Source organism: Pseudomonas sp. AU12215 (genome assembly GCF_001675465.2).
Lineage (GTDB): Bacteria > Pseudomonadota > Gammaproteobacteria > Pseudomonadales > Pseudomonadaceae > Pseudomonas > Pseudomonas nitroreducens.
In genome coordinates, this window is the sequence record NZ_MACM02000164.1 from 42,652 (window position 1) to 62,290 (window position 19,639).

Genomic DNA, 19,639 nt, shown 5'->3' on the forward strand with positions numbered 1-19,639 from the left:
CCCATGCCCCAGTCCTCGCGCTTTCCGCTTCTCCCTTACCTTCTCGCCCTGCTGCTTGCCCTGATCGCCCTCGGCGGCCTCTGGTACGGCCTGGGCAAACCGGTGGCCCTGCCCGACGCGGCCACGCCCACGCACAAGCTGCAGTGCGCGTCCTACAGCCCGTTCGCCAAGGACCAGTCGCCCTTCGACCAGCCCTTCGTCCTGCGCCCGGAGCAGATGGACGCCGACCTGGCGCTGCTGGCAACGCGCTTCGAGTGCGTGCGCACCTATTCCATGACCGGCCTGGAAGGCATCCCGGCGCTGGCGCGCAAGCACGGCCTGAAGCTGATGCTCGGCGCCTGGGTCAATGCCAACCCGGTGGATACCGATCGGGAAGTCGAGGCGCTGATCAAGGCGGCCAACCAGTACCCGGACGTGGTACAGGCGGTGATCGTCGGCAACGAGACCCTGTTGCGCAAGGAAGTTACCGGGCGCTACCTCGCCGGGCTGATCCACAAGGTGAAGGCTCGTGTTCGCCAGCCGGTGACCTACGCCGACGTCTGGGACTTCTGGCACCAGCACCCGGAGATCGCCCCGGCGGTAGACTTCGTCACCATCCACCTGTTGCCGTACTGGGAAGACAATCCCAGCGGGATCGACGATGCACTCGCCCACGTGGCGAAGATCCGCGAAGACTTCGGCCGCGAGTTCGCGCCCAAGGACATCCTGATCGGCGAAACCGGCTGGCCCAGCGAAGGCCGCCAGCGCGAAACCGCACTGCCCAGCCGCGTCAACGAGGCGCGCTTCATCCGCGGCTTCGTGCACATGGCCGAGGAGAAAGGCTGGCGCTACAACCTGATCGAAGCCTTCGACCAGCCCTGGAAACGCCAGAGCGAAGGCGCGGTGGGCGGTTACTGGGGCCTGTTCAGCGCCGATCGCGCAGAGAAAGGCGTGCTCGCCGGGCCGGTCAGCAACCTGCCGGACTGGCCGCTCTGGCTGGGACTTTCCGGCGTGATTCTGCTCGCTGGATTGCTGGTCGGCGGCCGCCCCGCCTCTGCCCGCCATGCCTTCCTGTTGCCGCTGGCTGGCGCCCTCGGCGCCGGCTGCATCGGCCTGTGGCTGGAGCTGTCGGTGATCACCAGCCGCTTCTGGGGCGAGTGGCTCTGGTCGGCGGCACTGGTTGGCTTGAATCTGCTGGTACTGCTGCACATCAGCCTGGCGCTGTCAGCCCGCGCAGGTTGGCGGTCGAAGGCGTTCGACTGGCTGCAGCGCCACGCCGGTCTGTGGCTGGCGGCGGCCGGTTTCGCTGGCGCGGTACTGATGCTCGGGATGGTCTTCGACGCGCGCTACCGCAGCTTCCCCAGCGCGGCACTGCTGTTCCCGGCGCTGGTCTATCTGTGCCGGCCGGTCGCGACGCCACGTCGAGAAGCACTGTTGCTGGCATTGATCATTGCCGCCGGGATTCCCGCACAGCTGGCGCTGGAAGGCTTGAGCAATCTTCAGGCACTGGGCTGGGCAGCGGTGAGCCTGCTCCTGCTCGGCGCACTGTTACGCGGACGGCTGGCGCCGCAAAAGGCCTGACTCAGCGTCCTGTTGCCCGCACCAGGCGCAACCCGGCCAATACCACCGCGAACACCGCGAGGCCGGCGTTGTACAGCACCAGCGCCGGCAGCGTAACCAGCATCGCCAGCACCGCCAGCCACCAGCCGGCCTGGCGCGGCACGAAGAACGCCAGCAGCGAAAGCCCCAGGGCCAGCTTGCCGAATACGCCGAAGTGGATCGCCCAGCCCAGCTGCGAACGCACGCCGCACTCCCAGCGCGCGGCCTCGTCGGCGCAGATGCCGACCCAGCGGCCATCTTCCATCAGCCCGAAACGTACGCCATAACTGGCGGCCAGCCACAGGGCCAGGGCGAGCAGCAGGAGGATCAGGGGCAAACGACGGGACATGGCGCCACTACTCCGGGCAGGCGGGAAATCGGCGCCCAGCATAACCAGCGCAAGGGCCGATGCAAGGGGGGCCGGTTGCAGCCTAGACTTCGCCCAGCAATGGAGCCTTCGATGAAACGATCGACCCTGTTCCTGCTGGCCTGCCTGGCGGGCAGCTTCTGGTGGCTCTGGCCCACCGAACGTCCCCAGGCGCCGCAGCAGCACAGCCAGACACTGGCCAATGGCGGCTTCCGCCTGGCGCGCTACTCCATCTATCCGCTGGAGGATTTCAGCATCGAGGCGCGCGTGCTGGGCCGCGAGGATTACCGCCTGGGTCGCGAGGCAGAGTTGTCGCCCACCGACCTCGCCCTGGGCTGGGGGCCGATGGACGATCCGCGCGTGCTGGCCGATATCCGCATCACCCAGGGCAACCGCTGGTTCTACTGGCACGCCGACAAGCTGCCGATTCCCCGCCGGGAGCTGGAGACCCATGCCGCCAACATGCACATGATCCCGGCCAGCGACGACGTGGCGCGCACCCTGGCCCAGGTCAGCGCCGGCGAGCACATTCGCCTCTCCGGCAAGCTGGTGCGCGTGGAGGGTGATGACGGCTGGCGCTGGGTCAGCTCACTGACCCGCGAAGACACCGGCGCCGGCGCCTGCGAGCTGGTCTGGGTGGAAAGCCTGGAGCTTTACTGAGACGCCCGGTTGCCAGCCGCGCCCGCCTTTGGGCATCCTCGCCGCGACCCCGCCCTGCAAGGAATGACCGATGCCTCGTGCCACCCTGCGCCCCGCCGTCCCGGGCGACATCCCGCTGATTCTCGACCTCATTCGCGAACTGGCCGACTACGAAAAGCTGGTCCACGAAGTGAAGGCCGACGCCCAGCGCATGCACGACCACCTGTTCGGCCCGCGCCCTTTTGCCGAGGTGCTGATCGGCGAAGTGGACGGCACGCCCCAGGGTTTTGCGCTGTTCTTCCACAATTATTCCACCTGGCTGAGCCAGCCCGGCATCTACCTCGAAGACCTCTACGTGCGCCCCGCCGCGCGAGGCGCCGGCCTGGGCAAGGCGCTGCTCACGGAGCTGGCGCGACTGGCGGTGGAGCGTGGCTGTGGCCGGCTGGAATGGTCGGTGCTGGACTGGAACGAACCGGCCATTGGCTTCTATCGCAGCCTGGGCGCGCGCCCACAGGACGAATGGACCGTCTATCGTCTAACCGGTGACGCGCTGAAAGACCTGGCACGCAAGGGCTGAACGCCAATCGCACTTGTCGGAAATGCGCTGGTCTTATTCGGCGGTCACCCTAGAGTTGGCCTCTCCTGAAAGGACTTCAAACGATGACATTTCTTTACCGCGCGGCGGCCCTGATAGGCTGCCTCGCACTGGGGCTCGCCGGCCCGGCATCGGCCCGCGACGTGGATCAGGCCAGCTACGGCTACCCATTGATCAACCCGTTCGAGGCGACCATTGCCACCACCCCGCCGGAGCTGCGCCCGCAACTGCCGGCGGACGACGATATCCGCCAGTCGGACTACGCGCTCAAGCTGCGCCCGGAGCGCGAGTACGAGCTGCCGAGCAACTTCTGGCCAGTGAAAAAGCTCCACTATCGCCTGGCCTGGCAGAACCACAAGGCGCCGCTGGTATTCATCATTGCCGGCACCGGCGCCAACTACGCCAGCACGACGCCGGAGTACCTCAAGCGCCTCTTCTACGGCGCCGGCTACCACGTGGTGCAACTGTCCTCGCCCACCAGCTGGGACTTCATGGTTGGCGCTTCCCACGTCGCCACTCCGGGCTACACGCCCGACGATGCCGACGACCTGTACAGAGTCATGCAGGCGGTGCGCGCGCAGCATCCGGAGCTGCCTGTCAGCGACTACTACCTGACCGGCTACAGCCTGGGCGCGCTGCACGCAGCCTTCGTCAGCAAGCTCGACGAAACCCGCCGCAGCTTCAACTTCAAGCGTGTGTTGCTGCTCAACCCGCCGGTGAACCTCTACACCTCGGTCAGCAACCTCGACAAGCTGGTGCAGACCCAGGTCAAGGGCATCAACGACACCAACACCTTCTACCAGGTGATCCTGGCCAAGCTGACCCGTTACTTCAACCAGAAGGGCTATGTCGACCTCAACGACGCCTTCCTCTTCGACCTGCAGCAGTCCAAGCAACACCTCTCCAATGAAGAAATGGCCATGCTGATCGGCGCGGTATTCCGCTTCTCCTCCGCCGACATCGCCTTCACCTCCGACCTGATCAACCGCCGCGGCCTGATCACCCCGCCCAAGTACCCGATCACCGAAGGCACCAGCCTGACGCCGTTCTTCAAGCGCGCCATGCAATGCGACTTCGAGTGCTACATGACCGACCAGTTGATGCCGCTCTGGCGCGCCAAGTACGACGGCGGCAGCCTCCCGCAGCTGATCGACCAGGTCAGCCTGTATGGCGTCCAGGACTACCTGAAGCAGAGCCCGAAGATCGCCGTCATGCACAACGCCGACGACGTCATCCTCGGCCCGGGCGATATCGGCTTCCTGCGCCGCACCTTTGGCGATCGCCTGACGCTCTACCCCCGCGGCGGCCACTGCGGCAACCTCAATTACCGCGTGAACGCCCAGGACATGCTGGGCTTCTTCAAGGGACAGGGTGCCCCGGCCGACGGCCTGGCCACCGCGCAGACAGGAAACTGACTCCATGCCACTCCGCCATTCCTGGACTCTTGCCCTGCTGCTGGCCTGCGGCGTCGCCCAGGCCGAGTCCGCGCAACCGGTACAGACGCCCATCACCACCAAGTTCGACATGGCGCCGGACGACGACGGCTTCAAGCACCCGCTCGACGCGCTGAAGTTCAACCCCGGCCTGGACCAGCGCGAGTTCGAGCGCGCCACCTTCGACGCCCTCAACGTCTACGACCCCTGGGAGTCGTGGAACCGCCGGGTCTATCACTTCAACTACCGCTTCGACGAGTGGGTCTTCCTGCCCGTGGTGCACGGCTACGAGTACGTCACCCCGCACTTCGTGCGTACTGGCGTGAGCAACTTCTTCAGCAACCTGGGCGAAGTGCCGACGCTGCTCAACAGCGTTGCCCAGCTCAAGCCCCAGCGCGCGGCGAACAGCACCGCGCGGCTGCTGTTCAACACCATCTTCGGCATCGGCGGCCTGTGGGACCCGGCCACCGCCATGGGCCTGCCCAGGCTCAGCGAGGACTTCGGCCAGACCCTAGGCTACTGGGGCGTCCCCGATGGGCCCTACCTGATGCTGCCGATCCTCGGCCCGTCCAACCTGCGCGACACCGGCGGGCTGGTCACCGACTTCGTCGCCGCCCGCGAAGTGAACTACCTGAACTACTCCGAGCTCAGCCGCGAGTACTGGGAACTGCCGGTGCTGGAGATCATCGACAAGCGCTACAGCAACGGCTTCCGCTACGGGCAGATGAACACGCCCTTCGAGTACGAGAAGCTGCGCTACTTCTATACCGAAGCCCGGCGCCTGCAGATCCAGGAGTGAATCGGAACCGTCGCCCTTGGGCGGCGGTTTTCTTTCCCTTAATACATCTACTTTATCGATTGGTAAGCTGAAAAACTCGCAACCATTGATCCATCAATTGGGACTAGGATGATCGCCATTCACAGATCAAGGAGGTCCCCATGACCCGCTTACGTACCGTGATCGACCAGCACATCGGCCACCCGGCCTCCGACGGCGCCGGCGTGCGCCTGACCCGCGTCATTGGCGGCGCGGGCATCGAACGCTTCGATCCGTTCCTGATGCTCGACCAGTTCGACACGCAGAACCCCGACGACTACATCGCCGGCTTCCCCTCGCACCCGCACCGCGGCTTCGAGACCGTCACCTACATGCTCGAAGGGCGCATGCGCCACGAAGACCACCTGGGCAATACCGGCCTGCTCAAGCCCGGCGGCGTGCAGTGGATGACGGCGGCCCACGGCATCATCCACAGCGAGATGCCCGAACAGGTGGAAGGCGCCATGCGTGGCTTCCAGCTGTGGCTGAACCTGCCGGCGAAGGACAAGCTGTCCCCGGCCGGCTACCGCGATATCGAGCCGGAAGACGTGCCGCGCGTGACCACCGGGCAAGGTGTGGGCGTGACCGTGATCGCCGGGCGCTTCGACGATGGCGAGACCGCCGTCGATGGCGCGGTGCAGCGTCCGGGCACCGAACCGCACTATTACGATCTGGTCCTGCCGGCGGGCACTTCGGTGGCTCCGCAGATTCCGGCGGGCCATCGGGTGATGCTGTACGTCTATGAGGGTTCGCTGCAGGTGCCGGGCGAGCGCGGCAACGAGACCGTCGCCACCAACCGCCTGGTGCGCCTGGGCCAGGGCGACGAGATCCAACTATCCAGCGACCAGGGCGCGCGCGTCCTGCTCCTGGCCGGCAAGCCGCTCAATGAACCCATCGTGCAGTACGGCCCGTTCGTGATGAACAGCCGCGAGGAAATCGAGCAGGCCCTGCGCGACTACCGCGATGGCGTGTTCGCGGTCTGACTGAAGCCCGATGAGCTTTCGTAGGATGGGTGCCTACAGCGACCATTCCTCCATCCCCAGAAAGCGCGCGATCTCCGCGCGCTTTTCCATGGCATCGCGATACCCCAGATCGATCAGCGCATTGCAGTAGCCCGGCTCGAACAGCAGGTAGCTGAGCACACCCGCCCCGCTCGCCTTGGTCGCCCCCGGCCCGCGCAGGAACAGGCGCAGCGCGCGCGGCAGTTCATGGCGGTATTGCGCGGCGATCTCGTCCAGCGGCCGGCTTGGCGAAATCAGCAGCACATCCACGGGAGCCAACCCCAGCGTCGAGCGGCGCGCCTCTTCGGGCACCAGTGAACTGAGGAAGTTGATGCGGTGCAGCAACTCGATATCACCTTCCAGGTTGTCGATGAAGGTGCTGTTGAGGAGATGGATACCCACCTGCGCCAGGCTCGGCGGCTGGCCGGTACGGTAGTTCGCCACGGACTCGTTGGCACTGCCGACGGTGGGATTGCCGCTCACACCAATCACCAGAACGCGGTTGGCGCCCAGGTGCAGCGCCGGGCTGATCGGTGCCTGCTGCCGCACCGCACCATCGCCGAAGAACTCGCGGAGAATCTTCACCGGACGGAACAGCAACGGAATCGCCGAGCTGGCCAGCAAATGCTCGATCTGCAGGCGCGTCGGCACGCCGATACGCCGGTGGCGCAGCCAGGGATCGATGGTGGCGCGGCCCTGGTAGAAAGTCACCGCCTGCCCCGATTCGTAGCCGAACGCGGTGACTGCCACCGCGCGCAGGTTACGGCGGCGCACGGCCGCGGCGATGCCGGACAGGTCCAGTTCACGTTCCAGGAGATAGCGCAACGGCGTGCTGTCCAGCAGCGCCACCGGCTCGCGCTTGCCCAGCCCGAGCAGACTGTGGCCGAGGAACTTGAAGGCCTGGCTGAACACGCCCGGCCAGTCGGAACGGTAGACCTGCCCGGTGCGAAAGCCCTTCCAGACCTTGGTCAGGCGCTGCACCGCGCCGGTGAAGGACAGCGCACCGCAGGCGAGACCGACGGCATTGATGGCGCCGGCTGAAGTGCCGACGATCACCGGGAAAGGATTCTCCGCCCCCTCGGGCAGCAGCTCGGCGATGGCGGACAGCACGCCGACCTGGTAAGCCGCCCGCGCACCGCCGCCGGAAAGAATGAGGCCGGTGACGGCCGGGGAAGTCGGTGCAGTGGCGGAGTCGGTCACAGCTGAAGTCCTTGTCGCGTCGTTACCAGCGTAGCCACCGGCCTACTTCTTGTCGTAGAGCTTCGGCTCGCCCTCAGGGCGGCTCTTGAAGCGCCGATGCGCCCAGAGGTACTGCTCGGGCTGGCGGCGAATCTCGCGTTCCACCCACTGATTGATGCGCAGGCAGTCGGCCTCTTCGCTCTCGCCGGGGAAGTCTTCCAGCGGCGGATGGATGGTCAGGCGGTAGCCCGAGCCGTCGGCCAGGCGCGACTGGGTGAAGGGCAGCACCAGCGCGCGGCCCAGGCGGGCGAACTTGGTGGTGGCAGTGACGGTGGCGGCCTGGATGCCGAACAACGGCACGAACAGGCTCTGCTTGGCGCCGTAATCCTGGTCCGGCGCGTACCAGATGGCGCGGCCGGCGCGCAGCACCTTGAGCATGGTGCGCACGTCCTCGCGCTCGATGGCGGTAGCGTCGGCGTTATGCCGTTCGCGGCCGGTACGCTGGACGAAGTCGAACACCGGGTTGTCGTGCTCGCGGTACATGCCGTCGATGGTCTGCACCTGGCCCAGCAGCGCCGCGCCGATCTCCAGGGTGGTGAAGTGCATGGCCATGAGGATCACGCCCTTGCCTTCGGCCTCGGCCTTCTTCAGGTGCTCGATGCCTTCGATGTGGGCGAGCTTGGCCAGTCGGGCCTTGGGCCACCACCAACTCATGGCCATTTCGAAGAAGGCGATGCCGGTGGAAGCGAAGTTTTCCTTGAGCAAGCGCTTGCGCTCGGCGGCGGAGAGTTCCGGGAAGCACAATTCCAGGTTCCGTGCAGCGATTGCCCGGCGGCTGCCCACCACGCGGTACATCAGCGCCCCCAGCGCACGCCCCAGGGCCAGCAACGCCGGGTACGGCAACTGCACCACCAGCCACAGCACGCCGAGGCCGAGCCAGAGCGGCCAGTGGCGGGGATGGAGGAACTCACGGCGAAAGGTGGGGCGGTCCATGGAACTTTCCGGCTAGGTCAAAGCCCGACATTCTACCTTGCCGATGCACACCGCGCCCGCCTTCACGCCCTGGCCCTCCGCCACGCTTGCGGCTGCCGGGGCGCTCCGTTATAAGTCCACACCATTTAGTGATGCAGCCTGACCATGAGCCAAGCCGACCTTCTCGACCACGATCCCGTATTCCAGCTCAAGGGCAGCATGCTGGCCGTCACCGTTCTGGAACTGGCCCACAATGACCTGCCGCGCCTGGACCGCCAGCTCGCCGACAAGGTCGCCCAGGCCCCCAACTTCTTCCGCGACACCCCGCTGGTGCTGGCGCTGGACAAGCTCCCCGACGGCGAAGGCCAGCTCGACCTGCAGGGCGTGCTGGACATCTGCCGCCGCCACGGCCTGCGCACCCTGGCCATTCGCGCCAGCCGCGAGGAAGACATCCGCCTGGCCACCATGTTCGACATCCCGGTGCTGCCGCCGTCGGGCTCCTCCCGCGAGCGCCCGGTCGAACCCAAGGACGCCGTCCCGCAGGTGACCGGCGCTGCGCCGGTACGTCGCCCGCGCGGCGAAAAACTCTCGGAGAAGGTGGTCGAGCAGGCCGCCGGCGCTGGCACCCAGGCCGAGAAACCCGCCGCACCCGGCGAGCCCATTGCAGCCGCGCAGCCCGCAGCCGAGGCCCAGGCGCCGACCCAGGAAGCTGCTGCGGAAAAACCTGCCGAGCCGCCGGCACCGGTCGTCCGTCCGACCAAGCTGGTCACCACTCCGGTACGCGGCGGCGTGCAGATCTACGCCGCCGGCGGCGACCTGATCGTGCTCGCCCCCGTCAGCCCGGGCGCGGAACTTCTCGCCGACGGAAACATCCATGTGTACGGTCCGATGCGCGGACGCGCCCTGGCCGGCGTCAAGGGCGATACCAGTGCCCGCATTTTCTGCCAGCAGCTGGCCGCGGAACTCGTTTCCATCGCTGGTAATTACAAGGTCGCCGAAGACCTTCGACGCAGTCCGCAATGGGGGCAGGCAGTGCACGTCAGCCTGTCGGGTGACGTGTTGAACATCACCCGCCTTTAACGGATACTGCCGCGACTTTCAGGGACCAGAATTCTTCGTTTTTTCTTTGGGGTGAATCACCTTGGCCAAGATCCTCGTAGTCACTTCCGGTAAAGGTGGCGTCGGTAAAACCACCACCAGCGCAGCCATCGGCACCGGCCTGGCCCTGCGCGGCCACAAGACCGTCATCGTCGACTTCGACGTGGGCCTGCGTAACCTCGACCTGATCATGGGCTGCGAACGCCGCGTGGTGTACGACTTCGTCAACGTCATCAACGGCGAAGCGACCCTCACCCAGGCCCTGATCAAGGACAAGCGCCTCGAAAACCTGTACGTGCTGGCCGCCAGCCAGACCCGCGACAAGGACGCCCTCACCCAGGAAGGCGTCGGCAAGGTCATCGAAGAGCTCAAGCAATCCTTCGACTACGTCATTTGCGACTCCCCGGCTGGCATCGAGAAAGGTGCCCACCTGGCCATGTACTACGCCGACGAGGCGATCGTCGTGACCAACCCGGAAGTCTCCTCGGTCCGCGACTCCGACCGCATGCTGGGCCTGCTGGCCAGCAAGTCCGCCCGCGCCGAGAAAGGCGAGGACCCGATCAAGGAACACCTGCTGCTGACCCGCTACAACCCCGAGCGCGTCACCAAGGGCGAAATGCTCGGCGTCGAAGACGTCGAGGAAATCCTGGCCATCCGCCTGCTCGGCGTGATCCCGGAATCCCAGGCGGTGCTCAAGGCATCCAACCAGGGCGTACCGGTCATCCTCGACGAAGAAAGCGATGCCGGCCAGGCGTACAGCGACGCCGTCGAGCGACTGCTGGGCAAAGAAATGCCCCACCGTTTCCTCGACGTGCAGAAGAAAGGATTCCTGCAACGACTGTTCGGAGGACGTGAATGAGCCTTTTAGATTTCTTCCGCAGCCGGAAGTCGCAATCCAGCGCATCCATCGCGAAAGAAAGACTCCAGATCATCGTCGCCCATGAGCGCGGCAACCGTTCGCAACCGGACTACCTCCCGCAGCTGCAGAAAGACCTGCTGGAAGTGATCCGCAAATACGTGCCCATCGATCAGGAACAAGTCCAGGTCGAGCTGGCCAACCAGGGCAGCTGTTCGATCCTGGAACTCAACATCACCCTGCCGGAGCGTTGATCCGGTTGTGGTGGACCTGCGGCGGCTTCGGCCGCCGCAGTCGTTTTCGTCATTCTTATTCGCGCAAGAGCTTCCATGCCGCTTTCCCAGATCGAATTCGTCCATGAGGACGCCGCCCTGCTGGTGGTGAACAAGCCCACCCTGCTGCTCTCCGTGCCCGGCCGCGCGGACGACAACAAGGACTGCCTGATCACCCGTCTGCAGGAGAACGGCTACCCGGAAGCGCGCATCGTCCACCGGTTGGACTGGGAAACCTCCGGGCTGATCGTGCTGGCCCGCGATGCCGACAGCCACCGCGAGCTGTCCCGCCAGTTCCACGACCGCGAAACCGAAAAGGCCTACACCGCCCTCTGCTGGGGTGAGCCGGAACCGGACAGTGGCCGCATCGAGGCACCGCTGCGCTACGACCCGCCAACCAAGCCGCGCCACGTGGTGGACTTCGAACAGGGCCGTCATGCGCTGACCTTCTGGCGGGTCATGGAGCGCCACGGCAACTGGAGCCGCGTGGAGTTGACGCCAATCACCGGGCGCTCGCACCAGTTGCGTGTGCACATGCTCAGCATCGGCCACCCGCTGCTCGGTGACCGCCTGTATGCCGAGGGCGAAGCCCTGGCCCTGCGCGACCGCCTCTGCCTGCACGCCAGCATGCTGGCCCTGACCCATCCGCAGACCGGCGAACGCCTGCGCTTCGAATCGCCCGCGCCGTTCTGATTGTTTTACAAGGTCCTCGCCTGGCCGCAGATTTGCCCATTTACGTTAAACTTCCGGCCATTCGCTGTCCGGAGTTACCCATGCGTGCAGAACTCAACCAGGGCCTGATCGATTTCCTCGCGGCCTCCCCCACCCCCTTCCACGCCACCCAGGCCCTCGCCCTCCGCCTTGAAGAGGCCGGCTATCAGCGCCTGGACGAGCGCGAGGCCTGGCGCACCGAAGCCGGTGGCCGCTATTACGTCACCCGCAACGACTCCTCGCTGATCGCCTTCAAGCTCGGCACAGTGCCGCTGCTGGAGAACGGCCTGCGCCTGGTCGGCGCCCACACCGACAGCCCGTGCCTGCGCGTCAAGCCGAACCCCGAGCTGGTGCGCAACGGCTACTGGCAGCTGGGCGTCGAGGTCTACGGCGGCGCGCTGTTTGCGCCCTGGTTCGACCGCGACCTGTCCCTGGCCGGCCGCGTCACCTTCCGCCTGGCCGGCAAGGTGGAAAGCAAGCTGATCGACTTCAGGGCGCCCATTGCGGTGATCCCCAACCTGGCGATCCACCTCAACCGCGAAGCCAACCTGGGCTGGGCGATCAATGCGCAGACCGAGCTGCCGCCGATCCTCGCCCAGGTCGCCGCCGGCGAGACCCGCGACTTCCGCGACCTGCTCGGCGAGCAGTTGCAGCTGGAGCACGGCATCACCGCCGACGCCATCCTTGACTACGAGCTGAGCTTCTACGATACCCAGCGCGCCGCCGTGATAGGCCTCGACCAGGCGTTCATCGCCGGTGCCCGCCTGGACAACCTGCTGTCCTGCTACGCCGGCCTGCAGGCGCTGCTGGGCAGCAGCGACGAGCAGAGCGGCGTGCTGGTCTGCACCGACCACGAGGAAGTCGGCTCCTGCTCCGCCTGCGGCGCCGATGGTCCGTTCCTCGAGCAGGTGCTGCGCCGCCTGCTGCCCGAGGGCGATGCCTTCACCCGCACCGTGCAGCGCTCGCTGCTGGTCTCCGCCGACAACGCCCACGGCGTACACCCGAACTACGCCGATAAGCACGACGGCGACCACGGCCCGAAGCTTAACGGCGGTCCGGTGATCAAGATCAACAGCAACCAGCGTTACGCCACCAACAGCGAGACCGCCGGCTTCTTCCGCCACCTGTGCCTGGAAAACGAAGTGCCGGTGCAGAGCTTCGTGACCCGCAGCGACATGGGTTGCGGCTCCACCATCGGCCCGATCACCGCCAGCCAGATCGGCGTGCGTACCGTCGACATCGGCCTGCCGACCTTCGCCATGCACTCCATCCGCGAACTGGCCGGCAGCCAGGACCTGCACTACCTGGCCAAGGTTCTCAGCGCCTTCTACGACAGCGCCGACCTGCCCTGACCCGAACGCCCGGCGCCTGCCGGGCGTTTTTGTATGGAGAGTGTTAGAGGAGAGCCAGCCATGTCCTTCAACGGAAGCTGCCTGTGCGGCGACATCGCCTACGAGATCGACGGCCTGGACATGCCTATCGGCCATTGCCACTGCCGGACCTGCCAGAAGGCGCACGCTGCGGCCTTCGCCAGCACGGCAGGGGTCATGCGCGAACACTTCCGCTGGACCCGTGGTGCGGACAAGCTGGCAGCCTATGAATCCTCGCCCGGCAAGCTGCGCAAGTTCTGCCCGCGCTGCGGCACGCAGTTGATCGCCGAGCGCGCCGGCCAGCCTCACGTCATCGTGCGGGTAGCCAGCCTGGACGAGGATCCAGGCACCCGGCCGGCGCGGCATATCTGGGTGTCCCACGACCGACCCTGGCTTGCGCAGGATGGGATTCCGGCCTATCCGGAATGGAACCCCGATCGCTGAAGCGGCTTTCGCTCCTACAAGTCAGGCTCGACGGCAGGCCATCAATCCGGCACTTCCACACTCACGTGGATGGCATCGTGCCGCCAGAATTCCAGGTCGCAATCGATGATGCGCCCATGCTGGTCGCCATTGATACGGGTGATGCGCAGCGCCGGGCTGCCCTCGGCGACACGCAGCACGCTGGCCGCCTCACCGTGCAGGGCGGTGGGCACCATGTCGAAGCGCACGCGGCCGTAGCGGATGTCATAACGGCTGGCGTAAAGCTCGGTGAGTGAGCAGGTCAGATCGCTGTCGAGGATGCCGGGGAAATACGCCGGATTGAGGTAATGCTCGACGTACAGCACCAGGCGGCCATCTACCCGGCGCAGCCGGCGAATCTGGTAGACGCTCGATAGCGCAGGCAGCTCCAGCAGCTCACAGATCGCCGCACTGGCGGGCACCTGTCGGGCCGACAGCACCTCCGTCGCCGGCACCCGGCCCTGGCCTTCCACCATGGCGTGGTAGTGACTGCGAACCAGCGGGTTGTAGAGCAGGCGCGGCGGCGAGACGAACCAGCCGCGGCGCTCCTCGCGGTAGATCAGCCCCTGGGCCTCCAGTTGCCCCAGCGCCTCGCGCAGGGTGATCCGCGTGGTGTCGAACAGCTCGCTCAGCTTGCGCTCGGCCGGCAGCTTGCCGCCAGCGCTGAGCAGGCCGCTGTCGATCTGTTCGATGAGCGCGCGGCAGATCGCGGTGACCGTGGGTAGCGCCGTATCGCGCATTCGATTCCCTCTTTTGGACTAGTCCAGCCCCAGAACAGGGCATTTTTTCTCCCTCGCGGGCTGTCGTAATCCTAGGAAAGCCCGATGACCGTCCCGTGACAGTGCCTTTGCAAGCAGCGCCCATGCCAGTTAACGACACCAGCGTAGACCAGGCGGATCAAGGCGTTGGCCATGGTCTACGCTTTTCCCCGACGACCCACTGGCCGCTCAGGGCCGGGTCGGCGCGCCGGGGGCCTACATCAAACTGTCATCCACGCCGCTTAGATTGGCCTGCGTCTTGCTGATCTAGACCACGCTTGAAAACACTAAAACCGAAGGAGCACCGAATGAAACGCTTGCTTGCTTCACTGCTGGGATCGGCCATTGCCTTGGGCAGCGGCCTCGCCATGGCGGCCAACGCCGATCTGCAATCGCTGGAAGCCGCCGCCCGCAAGGAAGGCCAGGTCAACAGCGTGGGCATGCCCGACAGCTGGGCGAACTGGAAGGACACCTGGAAGGATCTGGAAAGCAAGTACGGCTTGAAGCACATGGACACCGACATGAGCTCGGCCCAGGAGCTGGCCAAGTTCAAGGCCGAGAAGGAAAACGCCAGCGCCGACATCGGCGACGTCGGTGCCGCCTTCGGCCCCATCGCCATGCAGATGGACGTCAGCCAGCCCTACAAGCCCAGCACCTGGGACCAGGTTCCGGATTGGGCCAAGGACAAGGACGGCCACTGGGCGCTCGCCTACACCGGCACCATCGCCTTCATCGTCAACAAGCAGTTGGTGAAGGACGTCCCGCACAGCTGGGCCGACCTGCTCAAGGGCAAGTACAAGGTCACCATCGGTGACGTCAGCGCCGCCGCCCAGGCCGTCAACGGCGTGCTGGCCGCCAGCATCGCCAACGGCGGTGACGAGAAGAACATCAAGCCGGGCCTGGAATTCTTCGCCCAGCTCGCCAAGCAGGGTCGCCTGTCGCTGACCAACCCGGTAATCAACACCCTGGAGAAGGGTGAAGTGGAAGTCGGCATCGTCTGGGACTTCAACGGCCTGAGCTACCGCGACCAGATCGACCCGTCGCGCTTCGAGGTGCTGATCCCCTCCGACGGCTCGGTGATCTCCGGCTACACCACCATCATCAACAAGTACGCGAAGAACCCCAACGCCGCCAAGCTGGCGCGGGAGTACATCTTCAGCGACGCCGGGCAGATCAACCTGGCCAAGGGCAACGCCCGCCCGATCCGCGCCGAGCACCTGACGCTGCCGGCCGAGGTGAAGGCCAAGCTGCTGCCCAACGAGCAGTACGCCAAGGCCCAGCCGATCAAGGATCCCAAGGCCTGGGAAGAAACCTCCAAGCGCCTGCCGCGCCAGTGGCAGGAAAACGTCATCATCAACATGCAGTGACGCCCAGCCGCCCCGGTTCGCGCCGGGGCGGCCGCGCTTCACCGAAGGCCCCGCCCCATGCGCCACGACGTCATCCTGGTCATCCTCGACGGCCTCAACTACAGCGTCGCCCACGACTGCATGGGCCATCTGCAAGCACTGTGCAGCGCCGGCCGCGGCCAGCTCTACCGGCTCGAATGCGAGCTGCCGTCGCTATCGCGCCCGCTCTACGAATGTATCCTCACCGGCGTGCGCCCCATCGACAGCGGTATCCTGCACAACGACGTATCGCGCCTGTCCAACCAGCGCAGCCTGTTCCACTACGCTCGCGATGCCGGTCTGACGACCGCCGCGGCGGCCTATCACTGGGTCAGCGAGCTGTACAACCGCACGCCCTTCGACCCGGCGCGCGACCGTCATACCGCCGATGAATCCCTGCCGATCCAGCACGGCCACTTCTACTGGACCGACCACTACCCCGACTCGCACCTGTTCACCGATGCCGAGTCGCTGCGCCGCCGGCACGCGCCCAACTGCCTGCTGGTGCACCCGATGAACATCGACGACACCGGCCACAAGCACGGCCTCGGCACGCCGCAGTACCGCAACAGCGCGCGGCACGCCGACATCATCCTCTCCGAATACCTGCACCAGTGGCTGGCCGCCGGCTACCAGGTGATGGTCACCGCCGACCACGGCATGAACGACGACCGCAGCCACGGCGGCATCCTCCCCGAGGAGCGCGAAGTGCCGCTGTTCGTCTTCGGCGAGGCATTCAGCCTCGATGACCAGGCCCGCCCGCGCCAGGTCGAACTCTGCGGCACGCTGTGCGAGATCCTCGGCGCGCCCCACGACAAACCGGTCTGCCGGGAGCTGCTCAAGGCATGAGATCGAACACCGGAAAACGCTTCGCCCTGCTCTGCCTGCTGCCTTTCGCACTGTTCTTTTTCGCCTTCCAGCTCGCGCCGCTGCTGTGGGTGATGATCAACAGCGTGCGCACCGGCGACGGCTGGGGCCTGGGCAATTTCAGCGAGATCTTCGGCTCGCCCTTCTACCTCCAGGCGATCCGCTACAGCCTGGAAATCTCGCTGTGGTCGAGCCTGATCGGACTGTTCATCGCCATCCTCGGCAGCTACTCGCTGCGCCAGGTGGACAGCAAGCTGCGCGACTTCGTGATGGCCTTCGCCAACATGACCAGCAACTTCGCCGGGGTGCCGCTGGCCTTCGCCTTCATCATCATCCTCGGCTTCAACGGCGCCATCACCCTGCTGCTGAAACAGGCGGGGATCATCGAGGACTTCAACCTCTATTCGAAGACCGGCCTGATCATCCTCTACACCTACTTCCAGATTCCCCTGGGCGTGATGCTGCTCTACCCGGCCTTCGACGCCCTGCGCGAAGACTGGCGCGAATCCGCCGCGCTGCTGGGCGCCAGCCAGTGGGCGTTCTGGCGGCACATCGGCATCCCGGTGCTGACCCCTGCGCTGCTGGGCACCTTCGTCATCCTGCTGGCCAACGCGCTGGGCGCCTACGCCACGGTCTACTCGCTGACCACCGGCAACTTCAACGTGGTGCCGATCCGCATCGCCGGGCTGGTCTCGGGCGACGTGTTCCTCGACCCGAACATGGCCAGCGCCCTGGCGATGGTGCTGGTCGGCCTGATGAGCATCATTACCCTGGCCCACCAGTGGCTGCTGCGCCGGAGCTACCATGTCGAGAAACGCTAACGCGCTCTACCACCGCGTGGTGGTCTACGCGCTGTTCCTGATCCTGCTGGTGCCGCTGGCCGCCACCCTGCTCTATTCGCTGGCCACCTCGTGGAGCGCCAGCGTGCTGCCCGACGGGCTGACCCTGAAGTGGTTCCTGACCCTGTGGAGCGACCCGCGCTTCCTCGTCGCCTTCGGCCAGTCGCTGCTGGTGTGCTTCGGCGCGCTGCTCCTCAGCGTGGTGCTGGTGCTGCCGCTGATGTTCGTCATCCACTACTACTTCCCACGCCTGGACGCACTGATGAACGTGCTGATCCTGCTGCCCTTCGCGGTGCCACCAGTAGTCTCGTCGGTCGGCCTGCTGCAGCTCTATGCCTCGGGCCCGGTGCCCATCGTCGGTACGCCGTGGATCCTGATCGGCTGCTACTTCACCATCGCCCTGCCCTTCATGTACCGGGCGATCAGCAACAACCTGCAGGCGATCAACCTGCACGACCTGATGGACGCCGCCCACCTGCTCGGCGCCAGCACCTGGCAGGCCGCGCTGCTGGTGGTGCTGCCGAACCTGCGCAAGGGCCTGATGGTGGCGCTGTTCCTGTCCTTCAGCTTCCTCATCGGCGAGTTCGTCTTCGCCAACCTGCTGGTGGGCACCCGCTACGAGACGCTGCAGGTGTTCCTCAACAACATGCGCAACAGCAGCGGCCACTACACCAGCGCGGTGGTGGTCTCCTACTTCCTCTTCGTCCTGCTGCTCACCTGGGCGGCAAATCGTTTGAACAAGGACAAGACCTGACATGAGCTTCCTCAGCGTCGAAACACTGAACAAGAGCTACGGCAGCACCACGGTATTCCAGGACATTGACTTCGCCGCCGAGCGCGGCGAGTTCGTCACCCTGCTCGGCCCCAGCGGCTGCGGCAAATCCACCCTGCTGCGCTGCATCGCCGGCCTCACCGCGGTGGACAGCGGACGCATCCTGCTGGACGGCGAGGACATCGTGCCCAAGAGCCCGCAGAAGCGCGGCATCGCCATGGTATTCCAGAGCTACGCGCTGTTCCCCAACATGACCGTGGAGCAGAACGTCGGCTTCGGTTTGCGCATGCACAAGGTGCCGGGAGCGGAATCCGCCCAACGCGTGGCCGAGGTGCTGGACATGGTCGAACTCGGCCCGCTCGCCACACGCTATCCGCACCAGCTCTCCGGCGGCCAGTGCCAGCGCGTCGCCCTGGCCCGCTCGCTGGTCACCCGCCCACGCCTTCTGCTGCTCGACGAGCCGCTGTCGGCGCTGGACGCACGCATCCGCAAGCACCTGCGCGAGCAGATCCGGCGCATCCAGCAGGAGCTGAAACTGACCACGGTGTTCGTCACCCACGATCAGGAAGAAGCACTGACGCTGTCCGACCGTATCGTACTGATGAACGCCGGGCGCATCGTCCAGAGCGGCGACGCCGAGACGCTCTACACGGCGCCGGAAAACGCCTTCGCCGCCGGCTTCATCGGCAACTACAACCTGCTCGACGCGGCCCAGGCGACCAGGCTCCTGGACCGCCCCTTCCGCCAGCAGGTGGCGATCCGCCCCGAATCCCTGCGCCTGAGCGCCGAAGCGAGCGAGGGCATTCCGGTTCGGGTACTCTCCCACAGCCTGCTGGGCAACGTGATCCGCTACCGGGTGGACGCCAATGGCGTCGAGCTGACCGTGGACGTCCTCAACCGCAGCGCCGAGCGCCTGTACCCAGCCGGCACCACGCTCGGCCTGCACGTAGACATTGAAAGCATACGGGAGGTGGCCTGATGGCCCTGGTGATATTCGACCTCGACGACACCCTGATCGACGGCGACTGCGCGAGCCTGTGGAGCAAGCGCATGGCCGATCTCGGCTGGGTCGACGCGGAGTCGTTCCTCAAGCGCGACGCCGAACTGATGGCGCTGTACGCGCAGGGCAAGCTGCCCATGGAGGACTACATGGCCTTCGCCCTGGAACCGATGGCCGGACGCAGCGTGGAAGAAATCGAGCGCGATGTGGAAGCCTTCGTCGAGGACGTGATCGAGCCGCTGATCCATAGCGACGCGTGTGCCACCCTCGCCCGCCACCGCGAAGCTGGCGACCGCCCGCTGGTGATCTCAGCCTCCGGCGTGCACCTGGTCCAGCCCATTGCCGAACGCATCGGCATCGACGAAGTGCTGGCCATCGACCTGGAAGTAGTGAACGGCCACTACACCGGCCGTACCGTTGGCGTGCTCACCTACCGCGAAGGCAAGGTGCTGCGCCTGCTCGACCTGCTGGAGGGCGACGACAGCCCCCTGGCCCAGGCGCACTTCTACTCAGACTCGCGCAACGACCTGCCACTGCTCAAGCTGGTGGGCAACCCGCACGTGGTGAATGCCGATCCGGTCCTGCTGGAGCATGCACAGAAGATGGGCTGGGACGTTCTGAACTGGAAATGACCTCTTGCGCAGAAAAAGGGCCGCTTCAGCGGCCCT

General features: G+C 65.8%; 22 protein-coding genes. 18 read left to right on the forward strand and 4 right to left on the reverse strand.

Going from position 1 to position 19,639, the window contains the following annotated elements; translation table 11 throughout:
• Nucleotides 1–3 precede the first annotated feature (3 nt).
• Entirely contained in the window at nt 4–1,560 is a 1,557-nt protein-coding gene (locus tag A9513_RS25690) for a beta (1-6) glucans synthase (RefSeq protein ID WP_065085961.1), read from the forward strand.
• A 1-nt stretch (nt 1,561) separates the two neighbouring features.
• On the opposite strand, the gene A9513_RS25695 is transcribed toward A9513_RS25690, so the two are convergent.
• Nucleotides 1,562–1,927, reverse strand: a complete 366-nt coding sequence (locus A9513_RS25695) for a hypothetical protein (protein ID WP_038803309.1) — start codon at nt 1,925–1,927, stop codon at nt 1,562–1,564.
• Between the two features lie 111 nt (nt 1,928–2,038).
• On the opposite strand from A9513_RS25695, the gene A9513_RS25700 reads away from it, so the two are divergent.
• The 5 genes from A9513_RS25700 (at nt 2,039) to A9513_RS25720 (ending at nt 6,412) form a co-directional block, all read left to right on the forward strand.
• Nucleotides 2,039–2,605: a hypothetical protein gene (locus tag A9513_RS25700; RefSeq protein WP_024763442.1), complete on the forward strand. Its 567-nt coding sequence runs from the start codon at nt 2,039–2,041 to the stop codon at nt 2,603–2,605.
• 70 nt (nt 2,606–2,675) lie between these two features.
• Nucleotides 2,676–3,161 carry a GNAT family N-acetyltransferase gene (locus tag A9513_RS25705; protein ID WP_024763441.1) on the forward strand — a complete coding sequence of 162 codons (486 nt, stop codon included), beginning with the start codon at nt 2,676–2,678 and terminating at the stop codon, nt 3,159–3,161.
• Nucleotides 3,162–3,244: 83 nt separating this feature from the next.
• Complete coding sequence (locus A9513_RS25710) at nt 3,245–4,594, forward strand: alpha/beta fold hydrolase (protein WP_065085962.1); 1,350 nt, start codon at nt 3,245–3,247, stop codon at nt 4,592–4,594.
• A gap of 4 nt (nt 4,595–4,598) precedes the next feature.
• Entirely contained in the window at nt 4,599–5,411 is an 813-nt protein-coding gene (locus tag A9513_RS25715; protein ID WP_024763440.1) for a VacJ family lipoprotein, read from the forward strand.
• Between the two features lie 140 nt (nt 5,412–5,551).
• Nucleotides 5,552–6,412, forward strand: a complete 861-nt coding sequence (locus A9513_RS25720; RefSeq protein ID WP_024763439.1) for a pirin family protein — start codon at nt 5,552–5,554, stop codon at nt 6,410–6,412.
• Between the two features lie 33 nt (nt 6,413–6,445).
• On the opposite strand, the gene A9513_RS25725 is transcribed toward A9513_RS25720, so the two are convergent.
• Both A9513_RS25725 and A9513_RS25730 read right to left on the reverse strand, forming a co-directional pair.
• Nucleotides 6,446–7,630 (reverse strand): patatin-like phospholipase family protein, encoded by a 1,185-nt coding sequence (locus tag A9513_RS25725; protein ID WP_065085963.1) that lies wholly within the window; start codon nt 7,628–7,630, stop codon nt 6,446–6,448.
• A 42-nt stretch (nt 7,631–7,672) separates the two neighbouring features.
• Entirely contained in the window at nt 7,673–8,602 is a 930-nt protein-coding gene (locus tag A9513_RS25730) for a lipid A biosynthesis lauroyl acyltransferase (protein ID WP_024763438.1), read from the reverse strand.
• Nucleotides 8,603–8,746: 144 nt separating this feature from the next.
• Between A9513_RS25730 and minC the strand changes: the two genes are divergently transcribed.
• From minC to A9513_RS25760, 6 genes are all read left to right on the forward strand, one after another.
• Nucleotides 8,747–9,661 carry a septum site-determining protein MinC gene (minC, locus tag A9513_RS25735; RefSeq protein ID WP_024763437.1) on the forward strand — a complete coding sequence of 305 codons (915 nt, stop codon included), beginning with the start codon at nt 8,747–8,749 and terminating at the stop codon, nt 9,659–9,661.
• A gap of 61 nt (nt 9,662–9,722) precedes the next feature.
• Entirely contained in the window at nt 9,723–10,538 is an 816-nt protein-coding gene (gene minD / locus A9513_RS25740) for a septum site-determining protein MinD (RefSeq protein WP_024763436.1), read from the forward strand.
• The gene (minE, locus tag A9513_RS25745) at nt 10,535–10,789 is read left to right on the forward strand and encodes a cell division topological specificity factor MinE (RefSeq protein WP_017522035.1); all 255 of its coding nucleotides are present in this window, start codon (nt 10,535–10,537) and stop codon (nt 10,787–10,789) included. Before minD ends, minE begins: the two co-directional genes overlap by 4 nt.
• Before the next feature lie 75 nt (nt 10,790–10,864).
• Nucleotides 10,865–11,500 (forward strand): RluA family pseudouridine synthase, encoded by a 636-nt coding sequence (locus tag A9513_RS25750; RefSeq protein WP_065085964.1) that lies wholly within the window; start codon nt 10,865–10,867, stop codon nt 11,498–11,500.
• A gap of 80 nt (nt 11,501–11,580) precedes the next feature.
• Complete coding sequence (locus A9513_RS25755) at nt 11,581–12,870, forward strand: M18 family aminopeptidase (RefSeq protein WP_065085965.1); 1,290 nt, start codon at nt 11,581–11,583, stop codon at nt 12,868–12,870.
• A gap of 60 nt (nt 12,871–12,930) precedes the next feature.
• Nucleotides 12,931–13,332: a GFA family protein gene (locus A9513_RS25760; RefSeq protein ID WP_024763433.1), complete on the forward strand. Its 402-nt coding sequence runs from the start codon at nt 12,931–12,933 to the stop codon at nt 13,330–13,332.
• 41 nt (nt 13,333–13,373) lie between these two features.
• On the opposite strand, the gene A9513_RS25765 is transcribed toward A9513_RS25760, so the two are convergent.
• Nucleotides 13,374–14,090, reverse strand: coding sequence for a UTRA domain-containing protein (locus tag A9513_RS25765; RefSeq protein WP_065085966.1), 717 nt, complete (start codon nt 14,088–14,090; stop codon nt 13,374–13,376).
• A 326-nt stretch (nt 14,091–14,416) separates the two neighbouring features.
• Between A9513_RS25765 and A9513_RS25770 the strand changes: the two genes are divergently transcribed.
• Genes A9513_RS25770 through A9513_RS25795 form a run of 6 tightly spaced genes read left to right on the forward strand, consistent with a single transcriptional unit; the run spans nt 14,417 to nt 19,603 of the window.
• Nucleotides 14,417–15,475 carry an ABC transporter substrate-binding protein gene (locus A9513_RS25770; protein ID WP_065085967.1) on the forward strand — a complete coding sequence of 353 codons (1,059 nt, stop codon included), beginning with the start codon at nt 14,417–14,419 and terminating at the stop codon, nt 15,473–15,475.
• Between the two features lie 57 nt (nt 15,476–15,532).
• A complete protein-coding gene (locus tag A9513_RS25775) occupies nt 15,533–16,342 on the forward strand; it encodes an alkaline phosphatase family protein (protein WP_065085968.1) in 810 nt (269 codons plus the stop codon).
• Entirely contained in the window at nt 16,339–17,181 is an 843-nt protein-coding gene (locus tag A9513_RS25780; RefSeq protein WP_024763429.1) for an ABC transporter permease subunit, read from the forward strand. The genes A9513_RS25775 and A9513_RS25780 overlap by 4 nt, the downstream gene beginning before the upstream one ends.
• On the forward strand, nt 17,165–17,953 hold the full coding sequence (locus tag A9513_RS25785; RefSeq protein ID WP_024763428.1) for an ABC transporter permease: 789 nt from the start codon (nt 17,165–17,167) through the stop codon (nt 17,951–17,953). Before A9513_RS25780 ends, A9513_RS25785 begins: the two co-directional genes overlap by 17 nt.
• Nucleotide 17,954: 1 nt before the next feature.
• Nucleotides 17,955–18,950, forward strand: a complete 996-nt coding sequence (locus tag A9513_RS25790; RefSeq protein WP_065085969.1) for an ABC transporter ATP-binding protein — start codon at nt 17,955–17,957, stop codon at nt 18,948–18,950.
• Entirely contained in the window at nt 18,950–19,603 is a 654-nt protein-coding gene (locus A9513_RS25795; RefSeq protein WP_024763427.1) for an HAD family phosphatase, read from the forward strand. The genes A9513_RS25790 and A9513_RS25795 overlap by 1 nt, the downstream gene beginning before the upstream one ends.
• The last annotated feature ends 36 nt before the right edge of the window (nt 19,604–19,639 follow it).

What these genes read in the sequence shown, in the direction of transcription:
- A9513_RS25690 (WP_065085961.1), top strand. Translation starts at nt 4, where the DNA reads ATGCCCCAGTCCTCGCGCTTTCCGCTTCTCCCTTACCTTCTCGCCCTG.
- A9513_RS25695 (WP_038803309.1), bottom strand. Translation starts at nt 1,927, where the DNA reads ATGTCCCGTCGTTTGCCCCTGATCCTCCTGCTGCTCGCCCTGGCCCTG.
- A9513_RS25700 (WP_024763442.1), top strand. Translation starts at nt 2,039, where the DNA reads ATGAAACGATCGACCCTGTTCCTGCTGGCCTGCCTGGCGGGCAGCTTC.
- A9513_RS25705 (WP_024763441.1), top strand. Translation starts at nt 2,676, where the DNA reads ATGCCTCGTGCCACCCTGCGCCCCGCCGTCCCGGGCGACATCCCGCTG.
- A9513_RS25710 (WP_065085962.1), top strand. Translation starts at nt 3,245, where the DNA reads ATGACATTTCTTTACCGCGCGGCGGCCCTGATAGGCTGCCTCGCACTG.
- A9513_RS25715 (WP_024763440.1), top strand. Translation starts at nt 4,599, where the DNA reads ATGCCACTCCGCCATTCCTGGACTCTTGCCCTGCTGCTGGCCTGCGGC.
- A9513_RS25720 (WP_024763439.1), top strand. Translation starts at nt 5,552, where the DNA reads ATGACCCGCTTACGTACCGTGATCGACCAGCACATCGGCCACCCGGCC.
- A9513_RS25730 (WP_024763438.1), bottom strand. Translation starts at nt 8,602, where the DNA reads ATGGACCGCCCCACCTTTCGCCGTGAGTTCCTCCATCCCCGCCACTGG.
- minC (WP_024763437.1), top strand. Translation starts at nt 8,747, where the DNA reads ATGAGCCAAGCCGACCTTCTCGACCACGATCCCGTATTCCAGCTCAAG.
- minE (WP_017522035.1), top strand. Translation starts at nt 10,535, where the DNA reads ATGAGCCTTTTAGATTTCTTCCGCAGCCGGAAGTCGCAATCCAGCGCA.
- A9513_RS25750 (WP_065085964.1), top strand. Translation starts at nt 10,865, where the DNA reads ATGCCGCTTTCCCAGATCGAATTCGTCCATGAGGACGCCGCCCTGCTG.
- A9513_RS25755 (WP_065085965.1), top strand. Translation starts at nt 11,581, where the DNA reads ATGCGTGCAGAACTCAACCAGGGCCTGATCGATTTCCTCGCGGCCTCC.
- A9513_RS25760 (WP_024763433.1), top strand. Translation starts at nt 12,931, where the DNA reads ATGTCCTTCAACGGAAGCTGCCTGTGCGGCGACATCGCCTACGAGATC.
- A9513_RS25765 (WP_065085966.1), bottom strand. Translation starts at nt 14,090, where the DNA reads ATGCGCGATACGGCGCTACCCACGGTCACCGCGATCTGCCGCGCGCTC.
- A9513_RS25770 (WP_065085967.1), top strand. Translation starts at nt 14,417, where the DNA reads ATGAAACGCTTGCTTGCTTCACTGCTGGGATCGGCCATTGCCTTGGGC.
- A9513_RS25775 (WP_065085968.1), top strand. Translation starts at nt 15,533, where the DNA reads ATGCGCCACGACGTCATCCTGGTCATCCTCGACGGCCTCAACTACAGC.
- A9513_RS25780 (WP_024763429.1), top strand. Translation starts at nt 16,339, where the DNA reads ATGAGATCGAACACCGGAAAACGCTTCGCCCTGCTCTGCCTGCTGCCT.
- A9513_RS25785 (WP_024763428.1), top strand. Translation starts at nt 17,165, where the DNA reads ATGTCGAGAAACGCTAACGCGCTCTACCACCGCGTGGTGGTCTACGCG.
- A9513_RS25790 (WP_065085969.1), top strand. Translation starts at nt 17,955, where the DNA reads ATGAGCTTCCTCAGCGTCGAAACACTGAACAAGAGCTACGGCAGCACC.
- A9513_RS25795 (WP_024763427.1), top strand. Translation starts at nt 18,950, where the DNA reads ATGGCCCTGGTGATATTCGACCTCGACGACACCCTGATCGACGGCGAC.